This window comes from Pseudomonas sp. NFIX28, assembly GCF_900107395.1.
In the GTDB taxonomy this organism is placed as follows: domain Bacteria; phylum Pseudomonadota; class Gammaproteobacteria; order Pseudomonadales; family Pseudomonadaceae; genus Aquipseudomonas.
Genome location: NZ_FNPW01000003.1, coordinates 239,922 through 259,609, shown reverse-complemented (window position 1 = coordinate 259,609; position 19,688 = coordinate 239,922). Strand labels below are relative to the sequence as shown.

Genomic DNA, 19,688 nt, shown 5'->3' with positions numbered 1-19,688 from the left:
GACTGACGCTCGTGAAAGATTGCCAGGTCATTGTTGCGAAAAGATTTTTTCGACGGATACAAAAAAGGCCACTCTTTCGAGTAGCCTTTTTTGATGTTTGGTTGCGGGAGCCGGATTTGAACCGACGACCTTCGGGTTATGAGCCCGACGAGCTACCAGACTGCTCCATCCCGCGTCTGTGTGGCGGCATTCTACAGGCGAACGCCAGAGTGTCAACCGTTAATGGTTCATTGAGTCAAATAAATGGTGAATGACGCGCAAGGCGGGTTAAGTCTCGGTGGCGCAAGGGTTTTGTTTTTGGCCCGACGTCGAGCAGGGCAGGGCGATAAAACCGACGCGCACAAAAAAGGCCACTCTTTCGAGTAGCCTTTTTTGATGTTTGGTTGCGGGAGCCGGATTTGAACCGACGACCTTCGGGTTATGAGCCCGACGAGCTACCAGACTGCTCCATCCCGCGTCTGTGTGGCGGCATTCTACAGAGGAACGCTGGGCTGTCAACTGGTTTGGCTGGAAAAACTGTTCTCCTTCAATCGCTTAGCGAGCAGGAGTGCCCTTTGGATCGGCCTTGAGGGCATGCTGCACAAGGCTCTCAGCTCTATTGGCGGGCTTTGACCGATTGAAGAAATAAATTCATTTTGCGATTTTTCCAATGGCTCGCAGGAGAAATCAAACTACTGGTGCTATATACAGTTCTCGGTGAGATACTGTCGCCCCTGTTTGGTGATCGACCTTTTGCCGCCATGAACCCTGCCTTTATATGACGCAGCGCAAAATCATTCATATCGACTGCGATTGCTTCTACGCCGCCATCGAAATGCGCGACGACCCGCAATTGGCCGGCAGGCCGATGGCGGTGGGCGGTTCGGCGGAGCGACGCGGGGTGATCGCCACCTGCAACTACGAAGCCCGCGCTTTTGGGGTGCGTTCGGCCATGTCTTCGCGGCATGCGCTGGCGCTGTGCCCCGACCTGCTGATCGTCAAGCCGCGGATGGAGGCCTATCGGGAAGCCTCGAAGGAGATCCATACGATCTTTCGCGACTACACCGACCTGATCGAGCCTTTATCCCTGGATGAGGCTTACCTGGACGTATCCGACAGCGCCAATTTTGCCGGCAGCGCTACGCGCATTGCCCAGGATATTCGGCGCCGGGTCTCCAATCAGCTGCATATCACGGTGTCGGCCGGGGTTGCACCAAACAAGTTCCTGGCCAAGATCGCCAGCGACTGGAAAAAGCCCAACGGCCTGTTCGTCATCACTCCAGACCAGGTCGAGGACTTCGTTTCGGCCTTGCCGGTCAACAAGCTGCATGGGGTGGGCAAGGTCACGGCCGACAAGCTGGGGCGCCTGGGCATCGTCAACTGCGAGGCGTTGCGCGAATGGGGCAGGCTGGCGCTGGTGCGCGAGTTCGGCAGTTTTGGCGAGCGCCTGTGGAACCTGGCCCGGGGCATCGATGAGCGGCCGGTGCAGAACGACAGCCGCCGGCAGTCCATCAGCGTGGAAAACACCTACGACGTCGACCTGCCCGACTTGCAGAGCTGCCTGGACAAACTCCCGGAGCTGATGCAGACCCTGGCCGGCCGGATCGAGCGAATCGACAGCAGTTATCGCCCGGGCAAGCCCTTCGTCAAAGTGAAGTTTCACGACTTTACCCAGACCACCCTCGAGCAGGCGGGGGCAGGGCGGGATCTGGAGAGTTATCGGCAGCTTTTGACCCAGGCGTTCAAGCGCGGGGACAGGCCGGTGCGGCTATTGGGGATTGGCGTGCGCCTGCAGGACTTGCGTGGCGGGCATGAACAGCTGGAGCTGTTCAACCGCTCCTGAAGTGCGTTGCGACACCCATATCCTGTAGCCGCCGCCTGACAAGCTCGGCAGCGGTTACAGAGAGGGCAGGCCAAATCGCGCTAAATCAATGGGCGCCAGGGTCGGCGACCAGGCGGCCGGCGTTCTTGGTCAGCGACTTGAGAAACTCGCTTTGCAGTTCCGGATCGTTGCGGGTCAGTTCGATCAGGCTCTGTTCCAGTTCGCTGGCTTCTTCTTCCAGGCCCAGTTCGGAGAGACGCTTGACCCGGTGCACCCACTGGCTCACTTCGTCATCTTCGAGGTCGTCGTAGATCAGGTTGTGTGCTTCCAGCAGCTTGCCGCGCAGGGTGTTGCTGATGGCCAGCGAGGAATCTGAATGCACGTCGTCATGGGCATCCGCGACGCTGATCTGCAGCTTGCCGATGTGGTTCAGGTCCTGTTCGGAAAACGGGCTGTCCAACAGGTTCAGGCGCAGTACGCCGTTGCGGTCGGTGCTCAGCTCGTGGGTTTCCTTGCCGGCCTTGACCTGCACCGGGCGTTCGCTCCAGGGCAGGCTCGAATACTCCACGCGCTTGTCGCGCTGGACTTCATCGATGCCCGCCAGGTTCTGCTGCGCCCGGCCGTGGGACTGCACGTTCATGAACGGGTTGAGCCCGGCCACGCCGTAGCTGAGCCAGTCCTTGGTGACGCTGTCCGGCAGGTTGCCCAGGGCGAATACATTGACCACGTTGGCGCCAACGCCGGCGACCACGGCTACCGCGCCCAGCGGGATCTCGTAGATCTCCCGCCAGGGTTGGTAGGGCGTGTAGCGATCATAGCGGCGCGTGACTTCGAATTCGGTGACTTCGAAGGTCTTCTGCTCGTGGATGCGCACCCGGCGTTGCGGCAGCTCGAGCACCTTAGGCTCACCGACATCGATCTGCAGGCTGTGATCGAGCAATTTACGCTCGACACGTTCCTCGTGCTCGCTGCGTTGCGACATCTGGTTGGCACAGCCGCTGAGCAACAGGGCGCCGCACAAGGCGGCGCCACCGAGGCTTAAGGTGTTTCGCTCGAACATGACTTCTCTATCTGGTTTCAGCGACGGATACGGGCTTGGAGGAAGGACAGCACGTCAGCCACTGGCAGCGCTTGCGCCTGGGCTTCGGTACGGCTCTTGTATTCCAGGTTGCCTTCGGCGAGGCCGCGGTCGCTGACCACGATCCGGTGCGGAATGCCGATCAGCTCCATGTCCGCGAACTTGATGCCCGGGCTGGTCTTCTTGTCGCGGTCGTCCAGCAGCACTTCGAAGCCGGCGGCGGTCAGTTCCGCGTATAGCTTGTCGGTGGCTTCGCGAACCTGCTCGGTTTCATAGCGCAGCGGTACCAGGGCGATCTGGAATGGCGCCAGGGTGTCGCTCCAGATGATGCCGTTCTCGTCGTTGTTCTGCTCGATGGCCGCAGCCACCACGCGGGACACGCCGATGCCGTAGCAACCCATTTCCAGGGTGACCGGCTTGCCGTTCTCGCCCAGCACTTCGCACTTCATCGCCTTGCTGTACTTGTTGCCCAGCTGGAAGATGTGCCCGACTTCGATGCCGCGCTTGATTTCCAGGGTGCCCTTGCCGTCCGGGCTTGGGTCGCCGGCGACGACGTTGCGCAGATCGGCCACGGTCGGGACCGGCATGTCGCGTTCCCAGTTGAAGCCGAAGTAGTGCTTGTCGTCGATGTTCGCGCCGATACCGAAGTCGCTCATCATGGCCACCGAGCGGTCGACGATGATGGGCAGCGGCAGGTTCAGCGGGCCAAGGGAGCCGGCGCCGGCGCCGATGGCGTCACGCAGTTCGCTTTCCGAGGCCATGACCAGCGGGCTGGCGACGCCAGGCTGGTTGGCGGCCTTGATTTCGTTCAGCTCGTGGTCGCCACGGACGATCAGGGCGATCAGCTTGCCGGCTTCCTCGGCGTGCACCACCAGGGTCTTGACGGTCTTTTCGATCGGCAGGTTGTAGCCTTCCACCAGCTGCGCGATGGTTTTCGCGTCGGGGGTGTCGACCAGGCGCAGCTCTTCGCTCGGCGCCGGACGCGAGGTTTCCCGTGGCACGGCTTCGGCTTTCTCGATGTTTGCCGCGTAGTCGGAACCGTTGCTGAAAACGATGTCGTCTTCGCCGGATTCGGCCAGTACGTGGAATTCGTGGGAGCCGGCGCCGCCAATCGAGCCGTTGTCCGCTTCGACCGGACGGAATTTCAGGCCCAGGCGGGTGAATACGTTGCAGTAGGCCTGGTGCATGCGGTCATAGGTGACCTGCAGCGATGCCTGGTCGGCGTGGAAGGAGTAGGCGTCCTTCATGATGAACTCGCGACCGCGCATCAGGCCGAAGCGTGGGCGGATTTCATCGCGGAATTTGGTCTGGATCTGGTACAGGTTGATCGGCAGCTGCTTGTAGCTGCTCAGCTCGTTGCGGGCCAGATCGGTGATCACTTCTTCGTGGGTCGGGCCGGCGCAGAAGTCGCGGCCGTGGCGATCCTTGAAGCGCAGCAGTTCAGGGCCGTACTCTTCCCAGCGACCGGATTCCTGCCACAGTTCAGCCGGCTGCGTGCTCGGCATCAACACTTCAAGCGAGCCGGCGGCGTTCATTTCTTCACGAACGATGGCTTCGACCTTGCGCATCACCCGCAGGCCCATCGGGAGCCAGGTGTACAGGCCCGAGGCCAGTTTACGGATCATGCCGGCGCGCAGCATCAGCTGATGGCTGATCACGACCGCGTCGGAAGGCGTTTCTTTCTGTGTGGCGAGCAAAAATTGACTGGTGCGCATGGTAGGCCGTTGTCGGTTGCTGAAGACTGGAAGTGACGGAGCATTGTACGGGCGAGATCCGTTGGCGTACAGGATTGCGGCCGGGGGAGGTCGGGGCGCCGGATGAATGCCGGCGCGCCCCGGAGTTTCCTAAGGATCTTCGCTGATGGTGGCCGGCGGCGTGGTGGGCGGAGCCGCTTCGGGCTCTGCCGGCGGTTCGGCGCGGCGGCTTTCCTGGAACCAGTGCAGGGCGATCAGGATCAGGGTCGGTACGCCGAGCAGGGCAGTAATGAGGAAAAAGTCGTGATAGCCGAACTTCTCCACCATCACCCCTGAATAACCGCCGATCAGCCGTGGCAACAGCAGCATGATCGAGCTGAGCAGGGCGTACTGGGTCGCCGAGAATTTCAGGTTGGTCAGGCTCGACAGGTAGGCGACGAAGGCCGAAGTGGCCAGCCCCGAGCTGAAGTTGTCCAGGGAGATGGTCGCCACCAGCATCTGCAGGTTGGGGCCCATGTCGGCGAGCATCAGGAACAGCAGGTTGGTCCCGGCGGAGGCGGCGCCGCCGATGAACAGGATCGGCAGGATGCCGAAACGCACGATTAGCAGGCCGCCCATGCCGGCGCCGACCAGGGTCATGATCAGGCCGAAAATCTTGCTGACGCTGGCGATCTGGTCCTTGGTGAAGCCTTGATCGATGTAGAACACGTTGGCCATCACGCCCATCACGGTGTCCGACATTCGGTAGGTGGCGATCAGGCCCAGCAGCAACAGGGCTTGCCAGCGGTAGCGCAGGATGAAGTCGTTGACCGGGGTCAGGACCGGGGCCAGGCCGCGGCGCCCCATGGCCGACAGGCACAGCGCCGTCAGGATGATGTAGAGAATGGCGCGCAGGAATGCCCGGTCTTCCAGCAGCAGGTCCAACAGGCTGACGCCCTCAAACAGCACGCTGGCGAAGTCGGTGTTGTACAGCTGGGTAAACATGGCCGGCACGGAGACCAGCAGCACGATCAGCACGAACACCGACACCAGCTGGTGCATGAAGCTGTAGCGTCCGGCGGACAGCTGGGTACGCAGCGGCACGGGCGGTTCGCGCATGAACAGGGTGGTCAGCAGGGCTGGAATCATCAGCACGCCGAACAGCACATAGGTGCCGGTCCAGGCCGAATGTTTGTAGCTGAAGCCGGTGGAGCCAAAGCCTTCGGCGAAGAACAGGGCACCGGCGGTGGCCAGTAGCGCTGCAACCCGATAACCGGACATATAGCTGGCGGCGAGGGCGGCCTGGCGGCTGTCCTCGGCGATTTCCAGGCGGTAGGCGTCCACCGCGATGTCTTGGGTGGCGGAGGCGAAGGCGACGATTACGGCAATGGCGATCAGCCATGACAAGTGCTTTTGTGGATCGCAGAAGCCCATGCCGATCAGCCCGAGCAGCACCAGCGATTGCGACAGGACCAGCCAGGAGCGGCGGCGCCCGAGTTTGCCCAAAAGGGGCAGGCGCCATTGGTCGAGCAAGGGCGACCAGACCCATTTGAAGGCGTAGGCCAGGCCGATCAGGCTGGCGTAGCCGATGGTTTCGCGGGCCACGCCGGCTTCGCGCAACCAGACTGAAAGTGTTGAAAACACCAGCATGTAGGGCAGGCCGGCGGCGAAACCAAGCAGCAACAGCACGAGCGTCGAGGGGCTGGCATAGGCGGCGAGCGCGGCGCGCCAGGTTTTACGGGGCATGGGCTGGAGTCTGCCTCAAGAATTACGGAAACAAAGCGCGCACTCTAACCGCTGTGCTCTACCGGGCGCCAGCCATGGCGCTGAATATCCACACGATTGTTCAGGATCGAGACACCTTCCATGCGCAGTCGCGCGCGCTGCTCATCGCCCGATGCGCTGCCCGCTGGCAGGCTGATGCGCCCGCCAGCGCCCAGCACCCGATGCCAGGGCAGGGTGGTGTCGGCCGGCAGTTGGCTGAGGGTGCGCCCCACCCAGCGCGCCGCGCGGCCCAGGCCAGCCATTTGCGCCAGTTCTCCATAACTGACCACCTTGCCTTCAGGGACCTGGGCCAGGGTCAGGTAGAGCGCCGTGCGTCGGATTTCGGCAGGGCTTTGCTGGGGGGCTAGCGGTTCGGTCACGTTCGGGGTTCCTGGGGTGAGGGCCTGTAAACCGTCTGTAGGACAAAGGGTTTATTAACAATTGAGAATTGAACTCACTATAAATAGTCGAGTCAGTCCTACCTGACGCCTTATCTCGGTGGATAATGCCGGTTTTTTTCGCAAACTCGAGCCCCGTATCTGTTTATGTTGTCCAGAACCCTGCTGTGCCTTGCCGTTTTCAGTACCTCCACGCCTTTGCTCGCCGATACCGTCTGGCTGAAGAACGGTGACCGCCTAAGCGGCAAGATCAAAGTCTTCGACGGTGGCAAATTATTGATCCAGACCGCGTATGCCGGGTCCATCCCGATCGACTGGGAGCAGGTCAAGACTCTGGAGAGCGATCAGGAGCTGCTGGTCAAGCAGGATGCCTATACCGGCGAGAAGGCCAAGTCCCTGCACGCGGCGGAAGATGGCAAGGTCACCCTGGCCAATGGCGAGACCCCGAAAACTGTCGAGTTGGCGAGTATCCAGCAGATCATGAAGCCTCAGCCGGTGGTCGAGGATCTGGTCTGGAAGGGCAATGTCGATATGGCGCTGGATTATCAGCGGGCGGACAAGGACACCGACGACTACGACATCGACTTCAAGACCTCGGCGCGCCACGGCAAATGGCGGCACACGGCGGAAGGCGAGTACAACCGCGAATTCCAGAACGATGTCGTCACCACCGACAACTGGCGCGGCGAATACGCACTGGACCGCTTCCTCACCGATAAATGGTTCTGGCAGGGGCGGTTGAATTACAAGCGTGACAAGGTCGAGGAGCTGGCGCGCCAGCGCGTGGTGGGTACCGGTCCGGGTTACCAGTTCTGGGATAACGAATTGGGTGCGTTCTCCCTGGGGTCGCTGCTCAACCGCACCGACTACGAGTACAAGGATGGCGGCAAAGACAACTTCTATTCCCTGGCCATGAAGTGGGACTACAACCGTTACCTGATTGGCAAGCGGGTCGAGTTGTTTACCAATGGCGAGGTGGGGCGGCCGCTGTCCAATATTGCCGATTACGCCCTGGATGCCGAGATCGGCTTGCGCTACAAGGTCACGGAGTGGGCATCGCTCAACCTCAAGGCCGAACGGGACATCATCAGCGGCACCCAGGACAGCGACGTCAACAAGACCCGTTATACCGCGGGGTTTGGCGTGGCTTGGTGATTTGCGCGGGAGTCAGGTAAGCCCGGCAGGTTGACCTGTCGGGCTATTTTGGCGCTAGCAACGATCAACGAGGCGTCACGCCCGGTTCAACTGCATGCACCCTGGCGAGCGCCTGCCTGGTACCGGCATTCGCTTTGCAGGCTGCCGTCCTTGTTCCAGAGACGCATCCAGCCGTGCTCTTTGCCATCCTGGTAATCCGTCGATGACTCCATCTGACCGTTTTCGTACCAGGTAACGACGGGCCCTTCCAGTTTCGCGTCCTTATAAATCTTGTGGTCCTTGAGCTGGCCGTTGTCGTACCACTCCTTGAAATCACCCTGCTCGCGGTGCTGTTCGTCCCATTGCCACTGAAGCGTGTGCACGCCCTGTTCGTTCCACAGGGCATAGCTGCGCTGGGTTCCGTGTTCGTCGTTGAATTGCTTCTGTTTTACCTTGCCGTTGGGGTGGTACTGCACTTGCCAGCCCTGGGGCTGGTTGTCGACGTAATCGACAGTGCTTTCCAGTGTGCCGTCAGGGTAATAGGACGGGCTGGGTCCGACTTTCTTGCCAGCCACGAACTGTCCACGGTCCTTGATCCGGCCGTCAGGGTAGTAGCTGACAATCGGGCCGTCCGGCAGGTTCGCGCGATAGGTGATGCGGCCGGCCAGCTTGCCGTCCTCGTCATATTCCAGGTATTCGCCGTCGACTCGTTGGCCTTGGTGCCAATCGTAGGATTGCGCGAGTTTGCCATTGTTGTGGTAAGTGCTTTGCCGGTCCTCGAGAAGATCGTCCAGATAGTTCGAGCGTTTAATCACGACACCGCCTTCAGAATAGGTCAGCGCCTCGCCCTGGCGTTTGCCGTTGCTGTCGTAGCGAACGCTGTGGCGAACCTGGCCGTCTGGATAGAAGGTTTTCGAGGCATGAACCGCCTTGCCCGAAACGAAATCCTTGGCGTTGACGAAGTAGTCCCGGCGCAGGGTGCCTGATTCGGCGTAGAAGATTTTCGCGTTCCAGGCTTTTTGCCCATCGTCGTAGTTCATGGGCATCGACAGGAAATACGCGGCCTGGCCTTTGCCTGTCGGAGCATAGCGTTCGTCGAGGTAGAGTTTGCCGTCGACCAGGGAGGCTGTCAGTTCGCCGCACTCCTGGGCGGTGCAGGCCCGGACTTTTTCGAAAAAGGCGCGTTTTCCGTCGCAGTCCGATAGTGTCAGCAAGAGCGGGGTCTGTTCATCGATCAGTTGCTGGAACTCTTCCAGGGCCTGGCTGAACGACTCGGTGGGGATTCCCGCGGATTCAGGCGTGAGGTAAACCTCGTTGCTTCCGCAGCGATGGGCGTTGGACAGCTCCAGTAGCACTGCGCGGCGCAATTCGGGTTGTTGTTGGGAGTCCTTGCCAATATAGCTGGCGCTAATATCCATACCGACGATGATCGTTGGGTGGTCGGCGCGAGGCGTTGCGTTGAGGGCGAGAGGGAAGGCGAGCGTAAGCACCGCTGTGCTTAATAACTTCCAGTGTTTGAGCGGCATCCTGCTGTTTCCATATGATTGTCCGAAGCGGCGGATCATATAGCGGGGGCGCCATTAAGCAAAAACATCCGCGCACAAAAAAGCCCCGCTTTGAGGGCGGGGCTTTTTACTGATCAGTACAAGTTAGATAACTTGAACTTCTTCAGCTTGCATGCCTTTCTGACCGCGGGTAGCGATGAAAGAAACCTGCTGGCCTTCTTTCAGGCTTTTGAAGCCGTCGGACTGGATAGCTTTGAAGTGTACGAACAGGTCGTCACCGGATTGTGGAGTGATGAAGCCGAAGCCTTTTTCATCGTTGAACCACTTAACGGTACCGGTTTGGCGATTAGACATGGTGTATCTCCTTGGACAAAGTTAACTGCGACTCAGGAAAAGCCCTGGCCGAGACTGAGTGCAAAGAGCAGGAAAAATTCTTGGAGATGGTTGGATCGAAATTCAACATCGTGTAGAGATTCTCAGTGACACAAGCAGCACAGTGGCGCCACCTTAACCCTTTTTCTGGAACCTGCCAATGTTCTTTGCGAAGGATTCGCGCTTTTAATGACTGGCGGTGCTGCATAGGTGCTCCAGCCCGCAAGTATTGCGGCTTGCAGCGAGAAAAGTGGCCCAGACTTTGAACCCGCAGGCGCACCCCGGTAAGATGCCGGACAGAATTTTTCCACCTCGCTATTTTCAGGACACCCGCCATGAGCATCAAATCGGACAAGTGGATTCGCCGCATGGCGCAAGAGCACGGCATGATCGAACCTTTCGTGGAGCGCCAGATGCGTGGCGAAGGCTCGGAGCGGCTGATTTCCTTCGGTGTCTCGAGCTACGGCTACGATGTGCGTTGCGCCGATGAGTTCAAGGTGTTCACCAACATCAATTCGGCCACCGTCGATCCGAAAAACTTCGACGCCGGCAGCTTCGTCGACATCAAGAGCGACGTGTGCATCATTCCTCCCAACTCCTTTGCCCTGGCCCGCACCGTCGAATACTTCCGTATTCCGCGCAACGTGCTGACCATCTGCCTGGGTAAAAGCACCTACGCCCGGTGCGGCATCATCGTCAACGTCACCCCCCTCGAGCCTGAGTGGGAAGGCCACGTGACCCTGGAATTCTCCAACACCACCACCTTGCCGGCGAAAATCTACGCCAACGAAGGCGTGGCGCAGATGTTGTTCCTGGAATCCGACGAAGAGTGCGAAGTGTCCTACAAGGACCGCGGCGGCAAATACCAGGGCCAGCGTGGCGTGACCCTGCCGCGTACCTGAGTCGTTCATCTGACAAATAGCGGGAATTCCCGGGCGGGCAGATACTCTAATTAGAGACTGCCCCCGGTTTGCGCACAGCGGACCGTGCTTAGCTCAGGAGTACCCCATGAAGATCGATCCGCTTATAAGCGCCACACTTGCCAGACTTGAACCCAATCAGGTTGGCATCCTGGCCTGGTCACTGCTGGCGCATCCCTGCGTCGCAGGCGGTATTCCCGGTCAACCCGACCCGGACACTCCACAACCCGCCGAGCCGACCGAACCTGGCGAGCCGACCTTGCCGGACGAGCCCCCTCCCGCTCCTGTCGCTTGATTGACGCGCGTTGATAAAAAAGGCCAGCCCACCGGCTTCGGTGGGCTGGCCTTCGTCTATCCAGGCCGGGCCTTATTTCAGGTTGCCGCTGAGAAATTGCTGCAGCCGCTCGCTCTTCGGGTTGCCCAGCACTTCTTCCGGCGCGCCTTCTTCTTCCACCAGGCCTTTGTGCAGGAACAGCACCTGGCTCGACACCTTGCGGGCGAAACTCATCTCATGGGTGACCATGATCATGGTCCGGCCTTCCTCGGCCAGGCCCTGGATCACCTTGAGCACTTCGCCCACCAGTTCCGGGTCGAGGGCCGAGGTGGGTTCGTCGAACAGCATCACTTCCGGCTCCATCGCCAGCGCCCGGGCAATCGCTACCCGCTGTTGCTGGCCGCCGGAGAGAAAGGCCGGGTACTGGCCGGCTACCCGATCGGGCAGGCCGACCTTGTCCAGGTAGCGCCGGGCACGCTCCTCGGCGTCCTTCTTGCTGACGCCCAGCACCCGGCGCGGCGCCATGGTGATGTTCTCCAGCACCGTCATGTGGCTCCACAGGTTGAAGTGCTGGAACACCATGGCCAGGCGCGTGCGAATCCGTTGCAGCTCGTCGGCGTCGGCCACGTGCATGCCGTGGCGATCCTTGACCATGCGGATCGGCTGGCCGTCCAGGCTCATGGCGCCGTCGTCCGGGGTTTCCAAAAAGTTGATGCAGCGCAGGAAGGTACTTTTGCCCGAGCCACTGGCACCGATCAGGCTGATGACGTCGCCGGTCTTCGCCTTGAGCGAAACGCCTTTGAGCACTTCATTGTCGCCGTAGCATTTATGCAGGCCTTCAATGGTCAGTTTGTACATGGGGCATGCATCCTCAAGGCGAAAGTAGGTAGCCGCTGCGATAGGCTTCGCGGCCGGCGACATGGGCGATCACCATGCCGGCGGTGGCCATGCGGCGCAGCGAGCGGGCGTAGAGCAGGCCGGCGCAGCTGCAGTGAATGGCGGTGACGCGGTCGTTGATCGGGTCGATGACTTGTGCCACCTGTTGCCCGGCCTCCAGGTATTGCCCCGGCAGGGCAGTAAAGACCAGCAAGCCGCCAACGGGCGTGGCCACAGGTTCCACGCCGGCCAGCGGAGTGGCCGGGTAGGGCAGCTCGGGCTGGGCCGGCGCCTCGCCGACGATGGCGCCGAAATGGGTCAGGTAATCCAGGATTGCCTGGCAGTCCCGGCTGGCCAGGTCGTGATTGACGTCGCCCTGGCCGCGCAGCTCGACGGTGACCGAGAAGCTGCCCTGGGGAATGGCGAACCGGTCGCCGAAACGCTGCTGCATTTGCCACCAGAGCAGGGTGAAGCATTCGTCGAACGACTGGCCGCCCGAATCGGTGGCCAGCAGGTTGGCTTGCGAACCGATATAGCGAGCCAGCGGCTCGACCTGCGGCCAGGCCTCGGGCGTGGTGTAGAGGTGGGCCACGGCTTCGAAATCGCAGTGCAGGTCCAGCACCATGTCCGCGTCGCAGGCCAGGCGTTGCAGGGTCAGGCGCAGCGACTGCAACTGGGTGCCGGCAGTCTGCCGCGCCAAGGCATTGCGCAGGCTGGCGCGGATGACTTCGCGGTTATGCCGAGGATCGTCATTGAGTTGATCTTCGATGTCGTTGCCGACCTCTTCGCCGAGGTCGAGAAACCAGCGATTGAAGTTCTGCCCGCTCTCCAGCTCGTAGCGGCCCAGCGGCACGTCCATCAAGACCTGTTCCAGGCCGACCGGGTTGGCCACCGGCACCAGGACGATTTCACTGCGCAGTCGGCCCTGGGCCTCGAGTTCCGCCAGGCGCGCCTTGAGGTGCCAGGCCACGAGCATGCCCGGCAGTTCGTCGGCGTGCAGCGACGACTGGATGTAGATCTTGCCTGCGGCCTGCTCGGGGCCGAAGTGAAAGCTATGGATCTGGCGCGTGGTCCCCGGCACCGGGGCGAGCAGATCATGAGTCTGTTGGTGCATGGATAAGTGTTTGCCTTGTTCTAGTGGATCGGCCCGAGGAAGGCCAGCCAGCGGCGCTCGGCGAGACGGAACAGGCCGACCAGCGCGAAGGTCACGGTGAGGTAGATCAGCGCGGCGATGCCGAAGGACTCGAACGTCATGAAGGTCGCCGAGTTGGCGTCGCGGGCGACTTTCAGCACATCCGGGATGGTCGCGGTGAAGGCCACGGTGGTCGAGTGCAGCATCAGGATCACTTCGTTGCTGTAGTAGGGCAGCGAGCGGCGCAGGGCCGACGGCATGATCACATAGGCGTACAGCTTCCAGCCGCTGAGGCCGTAGGCCTTGGCCGCCTCGACCTCGCCGTGGGCCATGCTGCGGATCGCCCCGGCGAAAATCTCTGTGGTGTAGGCACAGGTGTTCAGGGCGAACGCGAGGATGGTGCAGTTCATTGCGTCGCGAAAGAACGCATCGAGCACCGGCTGGTTGCGGACCGCGGCGATGCTGTAGATCCCGGTGTAGCAGATCAGCAGCTGGATATAGAGCGGTGTGCCACGAAACAGGTAGGTGTAGAACTGCACCGGCCAGCGGATGTAGAACTTGGGCGAGACCCGCGCGATGGACAACGGGATCGACACCAAAAAGCCAATGGTGATCGAGGCGCTGAGCAGCCACATGGTCATGGCCAGGCCGGTGATGTTGTAGCCGTCGCTGTAGAGGAAGGGGCGCCAGTATTCCTGCAGGAGCTCGATCATCGCACGGCCTCCCGCGCGCCCGCGGCGTAACGGCGTTCGAGCCAGCGCAGGACGATGTTGGAGGCGCTGGTGATGACCAGGTAGATCAACGCTGCCAGCACCAGGAAGTAGAACAGCTGATAGGTGCTCTTGCCGGCATCCTGGGCCGCCTTGACCAGATCGGCCAGGCCGATGATCGACACCAGCGCGGTGGCCTTGAGCATCACCATCCAGTTATTGCCGATGCCCGGCAGGGCAAAACGCATCATCTGCGGGAATACCACCAGGCGAAACCGCTGGCCGCGCTTGAGGCCATAGGCGGTGGCGGCCTCTATCTGGCCGCGCGGCACGGCGAGAATGGCGCCACGGAAGGTTTCAGTGAAATACGCACCATAAATGAAGCCCAGGGTGATGACCCCGGCGCTGAACGGGTCGATCTCGATGTATTCCCATTCCATGAAATTGGTGAAGGTGGTCAGCCAGGTTTGCAGGCTGTAGAAAATCAGCAGCATCAACACCAGGTCAGGTACGCCGCGGATCAGCGTGGTGTAGAGCTGGGCCGGCAGGCGCAGCAGGCCCAGCGGGGAGAGTTTGGCGCTGGCGCCGATCAGGCCGAGCAGGACACTCAGAAGCAGCGACAACACCGAGAGTTTGATGGTCATCCAGGTGCCTTCCATCAGCAACGGACCGAACCCCTTGAGGCTGAAGGCGGAAAGCCCAAGGGTTTGCAAAAGTTCTTCGAACATAAATCAGAGACCTGTGGCGATAAAAAAGGCGCCCATCGAGGATGGGCGCCAGGAACTTATTTACCGCTGTAGAGATTCAGATCGCCAAAGTGCTTTTTCTGAATGGCGGCGTAGGTGCCGTCCTCGTGTAACGCTTTGATACCTTTGTTCAAAAGCTCCTTGAGCTCTTTGTTACCTTTCGCGATACCGATCGCTGTCTTGGACGGCAGCAGAGGGCTGTCCACCGGTTTGCTCACTTCATAGTTGGCGCCTTGGGGCGATTTCAGGAAGCCCAGCTCGGCTTGCAGCATGTCCTGGATCGACGCGTCCAGGCGCCCGGAAACCAGGTCGGCATAAACCTGGTCCTGGTTCTGGTAGGCCTGGGTTTTCACTCCGGCCTTGTCCAGCACGGCCTTGGCATAGGCCTCCTGAATGGTGCCCTGCTCGTAGCCGACGGTCTTGCCTTTGAGCGATGCGGTGTCTTCGGTCAGGCCGGAGCCTTTCTTGAACACGAAGGACGTCGGGCCGGAGAACAGCTCGTCGGAGAAATCGATGACTTTCTCACGGGCCGGAGTGACGGTCATGGAGGAGATCACGCCGTCGAACTTGTTGGCTTTGAGGCCCGGGATCATGCCGTCGAAATCGCTTTCGACCCATTTGCACTTCACTTTCAGTTCGGCACAGATGGCATTGCCCAGATCGATGTCGAAACCGACCAGGCTGCCGTCGGCGGCCTTGGATTCAAAAGGTGCGTAGGACGGGTCGACGCCGAAGCGCAACTCCTTGTATTCCTTGGCCAGCGCGGAACCGGCGGCCATGCAGAGAGCCAGTGCAGAAAGGGTCAGCAATGCTTTTTTCATTATTTAATCCCTGAAAGCCAATATGAGCGCTTGTGGCGCATTAGTACTGTTACTGCAAAGCGTCAGACTTAATGAAAGTAGCAATTTCCGAACCAGAGTCCCGAACAAGTGTTTTAAAAGGTGGGGCACGAACCTGCCGTACGTCGGCCGCGCCCCAAAACGGAGCGTGCGCCAGGCCCTGCATCAAGAGCGCGCAAGAAGATTTCGCCCAGCGAGGAACACACCAGCCCAGGGCCAGCGCGGAATCGGCGAGAAGGAAAGGGGAGTAGCGGGCTAAGCCCGCCTTGGAGGGGGCGGGCTGGCCGGGGTTACTTGCCGGGCACCAGGGTCAGGCGAGTCTTGCCATAGAGGCGGTCGAAGTTCTGCGGTTGCAGCGGCAAGCCCAGGTATTGGCCCTTGAGCCAGGCGTCGATGCCGTTCAGGTAGTTCGGGCTGGCCGGGTTGCCGGACTGGCCGCTGCTGTTCATGACGCTCAGCGGTTCGCTCTGGCTGAAGTCGACGACCAGGCGCAGCGCCGGGGCCTGGGTCACATTGAAGTCCTGGCCCCAGGCGTACGGCGAACTGTTCAGGGTGCTGTGGTCGCCGCCGGCCTGCAGGGGGCCGCGAACGACCTGGCCGCTGGCGTTCTTCCAGCGGTAGCTGTGCAGCTTGCCCCACTGCCAGGCCCGGCGGTCGCCACCCAACTGGCTTTCACCGGCGCTGATGGCCGCGGCCAGGCTGCGGGCGAGGATCGCCGGCTTGTCTTCTTTCTGCGGGGTGCGGCTGTCATCCCAGAACGGGCTGTCTTCCTGGCCCAGCAGGTGATCGGCCTGGGCCGAATAAGACAGCGCGCCATTGGCGACCAGGGCTTTCCAGGCCGGGCTGTCGTCCTGGCCCAGTTTGTCGAGGAAGATTTGCCGGGCGCTTTGCTGCAGGAACAGTTCATAGATCGCCGCGTCGGCCGAGACCGGGCTGAGCTTGCCGTCGAACGCCATCAGGCGGCTGTAGGCCTCGCGCGCCTTGCTGCGCTCCGCCTCGGGCAGGGCATCGATGGCTTTCTTCAGCGGCTGCGACATGCCGGGGGCTTCGAACATTTTCTTCAGCTTGGCAGCGAAGGGGGTGGTCTGGTCGTACTGCATGGCGATCATGCTGCGGCCGTCGTGCTTGCCGCTGCCGGCCAGCTCGGCGAGGCGCTCGCCACGCTCGGGGTAGTACCAGGAATTGGACAGCTGCATGCCGTAGCCTTGGGGGATGATCCGCTGGTTGGCGGTGCCCAGCCAGCCCTGGGCCGGGTCCTGGTCATACGGGTGGAGCATCGGGTCGGCGTAACCGTCCCAGTCGTAACGGCCTTCCCAGCCCGGCGACGGCAGCAGGCCTTCGCCTTCACGGCGGTTGGGGAAGCGGCCGGTGACTTGCCAGCCGATATGGCTGGCGTCGGCGAACAGCATGTTCAGGCCAATGGCGCGGATCTCGCGGCTGGCATCGGAGGCTCGCTCCACGGTCTGCGCCCGCGACAGGTCGAAGAGCGCGTCCAGGCTCTTGTCGTCCTTGAGGTCCGGCTGCTGCAGGGCCAGGCCGTAGCCGGCGCTGAGGTTGCTGGCGCTGTTGAGCAAGGCGCCGTGGCGGGTTTCATAGACCGCCTCGCGAATCGGCCGCTGGCCTTTGACGAAGTAGGTTTCGTTGCGCACCACCACCGGCAGCCATTTGCCGTTGGCTTCGTAATACAGCGCATTGCCCTGGCGTTTGAGTTTTTCCAGGAACAGGTCCTGATTGTCGCCGGCGACCGAGGTCATGCTCCACGCCACCTTGCCGTTGAACCCCTGGACGATCATCGGCAGGCCGGCGATCGACGCGCCCGCGGCCTGGTATTTGGGCGCGCGGATCTGCACCAGGTTCCACGCCGGCGAATGGCTGTCGGCGGCCATCAGGCTCCTGCCGCCGCGGCTGCGTTGTGGCGCGATGGCCCAGTTGCTGGCGCCGGCCACGCTCAGCGGGTTGAGCTCGCCGAGCTTGCTGGCGGCGCTGCTGAGTTCGCCCAGGCCCGGGATGTTGAGGTTGAGACCCTTGAGCTTGTCGCTCTCGGCCGGCGGCAGCGCTTCGCCCGGGTAGCTCGGGGTCAGCCAGGCCAGTTTGTCGGCGCCGACTTTCTGCGCCAGCACCAAGGCGTTGATTTCTTCCGGCAGGTTGGCCGACTGGCTGAAGTTCAGCAGGCAGAAGATCAGCGCCGAATCTTCCGGCTTCCAGTATTCGGGCTTGTAGCCGGTGGCGGCCAGGTCCGGCGGCAGCTTGTCGCGGTAGCGGAACAGGTAGGCGTTGACCCCGCGGGCGTAGACCTCGAAGAAGCGCTTGATTCGCGGGGACGAGGCCTTGTACAGCTCGCCGGCGTTGTTCTTCAGGTTGACCGCGCGCATGTAGCGGTCGACGTCCAGGGCCTCGGCGCCGGACATCTCGGCCAGACGGCCCTGGGCCAGCAGGCGCAGGGTCACCATCTGGTTGATCCGGTCGCTGGCGTGCACATAACCCAAGGCGAACAGCGCATCGTGGAAGGTGCTGCTTTCGATCAGCGGCATGCCCATGGCATTGCGCCGCACCGAAACGTTCTGGGCCAGGCCCTTGAGCGGCTGCACGCCGGACGTCGGCGGCAGGCTGTCCTGGGTGTTCCATGACTGGCAACCGGCCAGGCTGAGAACGCCGGCCACTGCCGCGGCAACGCCGAACCGGGGAAGAAAATGTGAGAGGGCTGGCGAGGCCATGGCAAAGCTCCTGCGGGGGGTAGCGTCGATAAAGGCGCTACGTTAGTGAGCAGGCGAGTGCCGCGCAAGCGGGGCCGAGAGTATTTCTCCATCGGCGGATAAATCGCCCCAGGCCCCTGCAGGCTGCGCCAGGGTTCGCAGGACCTTCAGCGGCCTTGAAAGCCGCGCCGGGCCATCGGCGCCTCGGGATTTCGGCGGGTTGACCTGCGCCAGCCGGGCATGGGCGCGCGCGGGCGCCGGGCGATCGAGAATGTGCTTGAAGCCGCGTATTCGGTCATGTTCTGCGGCTTGCCTGTCGACAGAGGGAATGTTGAAGTGCGCACCATTCAATGACCCGATATGAGAAATGTCAGCATGGAGCTTCAGGCAAATGCGGCGCTGATCCTGATCGACCAGCAAAAGGGCATCCTGCACCCCAGGCTCGGGCGGCGTAACAACCCCGAGGCCGAGGAGCGTATCGCCCAATTGCTGGCTTACTGGCGCCAGACGGCGCGGCCGCGGGTGCATGTGCAGCACCTGTCGCGCAGCGAGCAGTCGGTGTTCTGGCCGGGGCAATCGGGAGTGGAGTTTCAGCAGCGGTTCATGCCGCAGGACGGCGAGGCGGTGATCCACAAGCAAGTGCCGGATGCCTTTTGCGCCACGACCCTGGAGGCCGACTTGCGCAAGGCCGGGATCGGCCAGTTGGTGATCGTCGGCGTGGCGACCCACAACTCGGTGGAGTCGACGGCGCGCACCGCCGGCAACCTGGGGTTCGACACCTGGGTGGTGGAAGACGCCTGCTACACCTTCGACAAGGCCGACTTTTTTGGCCAGCCCCGCAGCGCCGAGGAGGTGCATGCCATGTCGCTGGGCAATCTGCATGGCGAGTACGCGACGGTGACCACGAGCAAACAGATTCTGCCCAAAGCCCCGTAGGAGCGAAGCTTGCTCGCGATCAGAACGTCTTGGCACCGCAAGGTCCGAGGCGCCTGCATCGCGAGCAAGCTTCGCTCCTACAGAAGATAAAGGCAGGGCTTTACGGCATCAGGCGCCGTGGCACTTCTTGAATTTCTTGCTGCTGCCGCATGGGCAAGGGTCGTTGCGGCCGACGTCTTTCAGGGCGTTGCGCACCGGCTCCTGGTGAGCGTGGTTGCAATGCGGACCGTGAACATGGCCGTGGTCGTGATCGTGGTGGTCATGATCGTGGTTGCAGTCAGGGCCATGGACATGGGGTTGCTGGGTCATTGAAGTTGCTCCGGAATAAAATCGGCGGGAATTATCTCGCCTTTGCGCGCCTGGTGCACGTCATGGCCGATGAATAATCCGGTTTCCAGCAAACCTTCCAGGCGATAGGGAATCGGTCGCTGCGGTTCCTTCAGCCATTTCATCACCTGGCGCACTTGCGGCCACAGGTTGGTGCGCACGGGAACCTTGAAATAGGCGCTGTGCTTGGGGCCGATGGTGAACCAATGCTCGTGCTCGCCCTCCGCCAGCAACTGGTCGCCCAGATGCACCCGGTATTCCAGGGCGCGGACGGTCAGGTCGGCATCGTTGGGATTGTCGATCCGAAAATGCAGGCGCAGGCGCTGCTCCAGCATATTGGCCTTGATCACCTCGACCTTGACCAGGTGCACCTGCGGGTCGAGGGTGTCGTCGGCGAACCATGAGGCGCAGCCCGAAAGCGCCAGCGCCGTAAGCAGTCCGAGGGTTCGTAGTGCGCGCAGCTGAACGACCATGGCGTTCCTCCGTTTGAACTCCAGTCTAGCAACGCTG

Annotated in this window: 19 protein-coding genes and 2 tRNA genes; 5 read left to right on the top strand and 16 right to left on the bottom strand. The window is 61.6% G+C overall.

Annotation, left to right across the window (positions count from 1 at the left end; genetic code table 11):
• Nucleotides 1-98: 98 nt before the first annotated feature.
• Together BLV20_RS07545 and BLV20_RS07540 are read right to left on the bottom strand one after the other, a co-directional pair.
• A tRNA-Met gene (locus tag BLV20_RS07545) sits at nucleotides 99-175 on the bottom strand.
• A 205-nt stretch (nucleotides 176-380) separates the two neighbouring features.
• A tRNA-Met gene (locus BLV20_RS07540) sits at nucleotides 381-457 on the bottom strand.
• A 300-nt stretch (nucleotides 458-757) separates the two neighbouring features.
• Between BLV20_RS07540 and dinB the strand changes: the two genes are divergently transcribed.
• Nucleotides 758-1,822: a DNA polymerase IV gene (dinB, locus tag BLV20_RS07535; protein ID WP_092299191.1), complete on the top strand. Its 1,065-nt coding sequence runs from the start codon at nucleotides 758-760 to the stop codon at nucleotides 1,820-1,822.
• Between the two features lie 85 nt (nucleotides 1,823-1,907).
• Here dinB and BLV20_RS07530 read toward each other — a convergent pair whose 3' ends face one another.
• The 4 genes from BLV20_RS07530 to BLV20_RS07515 form a co-directional block, all read right to left on the bottom strand.
• Complete coding sequence (locus BLV20_RS07530; RefSeq protein WP_092299188.1) at nucleotides 1,908-2,861, bottom strand: hypothetical protein; 954 nt, start codon at nucleotides 2,859-2,861, stop codon at nucleotides 1,908-1,910.
• 17 nt (nucleotides 2,862-2,878) lie between these two features.
• Nucleotides 2,879-4,594, bottom strand: a complete 1,716-nt coding sequence (locus BLV20_RS07525) for a proline--tRNA ligase (RefSeq protein ID WP_092299185.1) — start codon at nucleotides 4,592-4,594, stop codon at nucleotides 2,879-2,881.
• Nucleotides 4,595-4,723: 129 nt separating this feature from the next.
• The gene (locus tag BLV20_RS07520; protein WP_092299181.1) at nucleotides 4,724-6,298 is read right to left on the bottom strand and encodes an AmpG family muropeptide MFS transporter; all 1,575 of its coding nucleotides are present in this window, start codon (nucleotides 6,296-6,298) and stop codon (nucleotides 4,724-4,726) included.
• Between the two features lie 44 nt (nucleotides 6,299-6,342).
• Nucleotides 6,343-6,696 carry an MGMT family protein gene (locus BLV20_RS07515; protein ID WP_092299178.1) on the bottom strand — a complete coding sequence of 118 codons (354 nt, stop codon included), beginning with the start codon at nucleotides 6,694-6,696 and terminating at the stop codon, nucleotides 6,343-6,345.
• Nucleotides 6,697-6,861: 165 nt separating this feature from the next.
• On the opposite strand from BLV20_RS07515, the gene BLV20_RS07510 reads away from it, so the two are divergent.
• Nucleotides 6,862-7,869 (top strand): DUF481 domain-containing protein, encoded by a 1,008-nt coding sequence (locus tag BLV20_RS07510; RefSeq protein WP_092299175.1) that lies wholly within the window; start codon nucleotides 6,862-6,864, stop codon nucleotides 7,867-7,869.
• An 86-nt stretch (nucleotides 7,870-7,955) separates the two neighbouring features.
• Here BLV20_RS07510 and BLV20_RS07505 read toward each other — a convergent pair whose 3' ends face one another.
• Together BLV20_RS07505 and BLV20_RS07500 are read right to left on the bottom strand one after the other, a co-directional pair.
• Complete coding sequence (locus tag BLV20_RS07505; RefSeq protein WP_092299172.1) at nucleotides 7,956-9,374, bottom strand: toxin-antitoxin system YwqK family antitoxin; 1,419 nt, start codon at nucleotides 9,372-9,374, stop codon at nucleotides 7,956-7,958.
• A gap of 123 nt (nucleotides 9,375-9,497) precedes the next feature.
• A complete protein-coding gene (locus BLV20_RS07500; RefSeq protein ID WP_002554837.1) occupies nucleotides 9,498-9,707 on the bottom strand; it encodes a cold-shock protein in 210 nt (69 codons plus the stop codon).
• Nucleotides 9,708-10,060: 353 nt separating this feature from the next.
• Between BLV20_RS07500 and dcd the strand changes: the two genes are divergently transcribed.
• Nucleotides 10,061-10,627: a dCTP deaminase gene (gene dcd, locus BLV20_RS07495; protein WP_062823490.1), complete on the top strand. Its 567-nt coding sequence runs from the start codon at nucleotides 10,061-10,063 to the stop codon at nucleotides 10,625-10,627.
• A 106-nt stretch (nucleotides 10,628-10,733) separates the two neighbouring features.
• Nucleotides 10,734-10,940, top strand: a complete 207-nt coding sequence (locus BLV20_RS07490) for a hypothetical protein (protein WP_092299169.1) — start codon at nucleotides 10,734-10,736, stop codon at nucleotides 10,938-10,940.
• A 72-nt stretch (nucleotides 10,941-11,012) separates the two neighbouring features.
• Here the strand turns inward: BLV20_RS07490 and BLV20_RS07485 are convergent, their stop codons facing one another.
• From BLV20_RS07485 to BLV20_RS07460, 6 genes are all read right to left on the bottom strand, one after another.
• Entirely contained in the window at nucleotides 11,013-11,777 is a 765-nt protein-coding gene (locus tag BLV20_RS07485) for an ABC transporter ATP-binding protein (protein WP_092299166.1), read from the bottom strand.
• Nucleotides 11,778-11,790: 13 nt separating this feature from the next.
• Nucleotides 11,791-12,909, bottom strand: coding sequence for a succinylglutamate desuccinylase/aspartoacylase family protein (locus tag BLV20_RS07480; RefSeq protein WP_092299164.1), 1,119 nt, complete (start codon nucleotides 12,907-12,909; stop codon nucleotides 11,791-11,793).
• Nucleotides 12,910-12,929: 20 nt separating this feature from the next.
• Nucleotides 12,930-13,640 carry an ABC transporter permease gene (locus tag BLV20_RS07475; RefSeq protein ID WP_092299161.1) on the bottom strand — a complete coding sequence of 237 codons (711 nt, stop codon included), beginning with the start codon at nucleotides 13,638-13,640 and terminating at the stop codon, nucleotides 12,930-12,932.
• A complete protein-coding gene (locus tag BLV20_RS07470; protein WP_092299158.1) occupies nucleotides 13,637-14,365 on the bottom strand; it encodes an ABC transporter permease in 729 nt (242 codons plus the stop codon). The genes BLV20_RS07475 and BLV20_RS07470 overlap by 4 nt, the downstream gene beginning before the upstream one ends.
• A 56-nt stretch (nucleotides 14,366-14,421) precedes the next feature.
• Nucleotides 14,422-15,204, bottom strand: coding sequence for a transporter substrate-binding domain-containing protein (locus BLV20_RS07465; protein WP_092299155.1), 783 nt, complete (start codon nucleotides 15,202-15,204; stop codon nucleotides 14,422-14,424).
• A gap of 308 nt (nucleotides 15,205-15,512) precedes the next feature.
• Nucleotides 15,513-17,936, bottom strand: coding sequence for a penicillin acylase family protein (locus tag BLV20_RS07460; RefSeq protein WP_092299152.1), 2,424 nt, complete (start codon nucleotides 17,934-17,936; stop codon nucleotides 15,513-15,515).
• Between the two features lie 354 nt (nucleotides 17,937-18,290).
• Here BLV20_RS07460 and BLV20_RS07455 point away from each other — a divergent pair, with 354 nt between their 5' ends.
• The gene (locus tag BLV20_RS07455) at nucleotides 18,291-18,851 is read left to right on the top strand and encodes a cysteine hydrolase family protein (protein WP_092299150.1); all 561 of its coding nucleotides are present in this window, start codon (nucleotides 18,291-18,293) and stop codon (nucleotides 18,849-18,851) included.
• A gap of 108 nt (nucleotides 18,852-18,959) precedes the next feature.
• Here the strand turns inward: BLV20_RS07455 and BLV20_RS07450 are convergent, their stop codons facing one another.
• The gene (locus BLV20_RS07450; RefSeq protein ID WP_007923047.1) at nucleotides 18,960-19,160 is read right to left on the bottom strand and encodes an SEC-C metal-binding domain-containing protein; all 201 of its coding nucleotides are present in this window, start codon (nucleotides 19,158-19,160) and stop codon (nucleotides 18,960-18,962) included.
• Nucleotides 19,157-19,651, bottom strand: a complete 495-nt coding sequence (locus BLV20_RS07445; protein WP_092299147.1) for an LEA/WHy family protein — start codon at nucleotides 19,649-19,651, stop codon at nucleotides 19,157-19,159. Before BLV20_RS07445 ends, BLV20_RS07450 begins: the two co-directional genes overlap by 4 nt.
• Between the last annotated feature and the right edge of the window lie 37 nt (nucleotides 19,652-19,688).

Bases quoted from the DNA above. Each gene is read 5' to 3' on its own strand.
- dinB (WP_092299191.1), top strand. From the start codon at position 758: ATGACGCAGCGCAAAATCATTCATATCGACTGCGATTGCTTCTACGCC.
- BLV20_RS07530 (WP_092299188.1), bottom strand. From the start codon at position 2,861: ATGTTCGAGCGAAACACCTTAAGCCTCGGTGGCGCCGCCTTGTGCGGC.
- BLV20_RS07525 (WP_092299185.1), bottom strand. From the start codon at position 4,594: ATGCGCACCAGTCAATTTTTGCTCGCCACACAGAAAGAAACGCCTTCC.
- BLV20_RS07520 (WP_092299181.1), bottom strand. From the start codon at position 6,298: ATGCCCCGTAAAACCTGGCGCGCCGCGCTCGCCGCCTATGCCAGCCCC.
- BLV20_RS07510 (WP_092299175.1), top strand. From the start codon at position 6,862: ATGTTGTCCAGAACCCTGCTGTGCCTTGCCGTTTTCAGTACCTCCACG.
- BLV20_RS07505 (WP_092299172.1), bottom strand. From the start codon at position 9,374: ATGCCGCTCAAACACTGGAAGTTATTAAGCACAGCGGTGCTTACGCTC.
- BLV20_RS07500 (WP_002554837.1), bottom strand. From the start codon at position 9,707: ATGTCTAATCGCCAAACCGGTACCGTTAAGTGGTTCAACGATGAAAAA.
- dcd (WP_062823490.1), top strand. From the start codon at position 10,061: ATGAGCATCAAATCGGACAAGTGGATTCGCCGCATGGCGCAAGAGCAC.
- BLV20_RS07490 (WP_092299169.1), top strand. From the start codon at position 10,734: ATGAAGATCGATCCGCTTATAAGCGCCACACTTGCCAGACTTGAACCC.
- BLV20_RS07485 (WP_092299166.1), bottom strand. From the start codon at position 11,777: ATGTACAAACTGACCATTGAAGGCCTGCATAAATGCTACGGCGACAAT.
- BLV20_RS07480 (WP_092299164.1), bottom strand. From the start codon at position 12,909: ATGCACCAACAGACTCATGATCTGCTCGCCCCGGTGCCGGGGACCACG.
- BLV20_RS07475 (WP_092299161.1), bottom strand. From the start codon at position 13,640: ATGATCGAGCTCCTGCAGGAATACTGGCGCCCCTTCCTCTACAGCGAC.
- BLV20_RS07470 (WP_092299158.1), bottom strand. From the start codon at position 14,365: ATGTTCGAAGAACTTTTGCAAACCCTTGGGCTTTCCGCCTTCAGCCTC.
- BLV20_RS07465 (WP_092299155.1), bottom strand. From the start codon at position 15,204: ATGAAAAAAGCATTGCTGACCCTTTCTGCACTGGCTCTCTGCATGGCC.
- BLV20_RS07460 (WP_092299152.1), bottom strand. From the start codon at position 17,936: ATGGCCTCGCCAGCCCTCTCACATTTTCTTCCCCGGTTCGGCGTTGCC.
- BLV20_RS07455 (WP_092299150.1), top strand. From the start codon at position 18,291: ATGGAGCTTCAGGCAAATGCGGCGCTGATCCTGATCGACCAGCAAAAG.
- BLV20_RS07450 (WP_007923047.1), bottom strand. From the start codon at position 19,160: ATGACCCAGCAACCCCATGTCCATGGCCCTGACTGCAACCACGATCAT.
- BLV20_RS07445 (WP_092299147.1), bottom strand. From the start codon at position 19,651: ATGGTCGTTCAGCTGCGCGCACTACGAACCCTCGGACTGCTTACGGCG.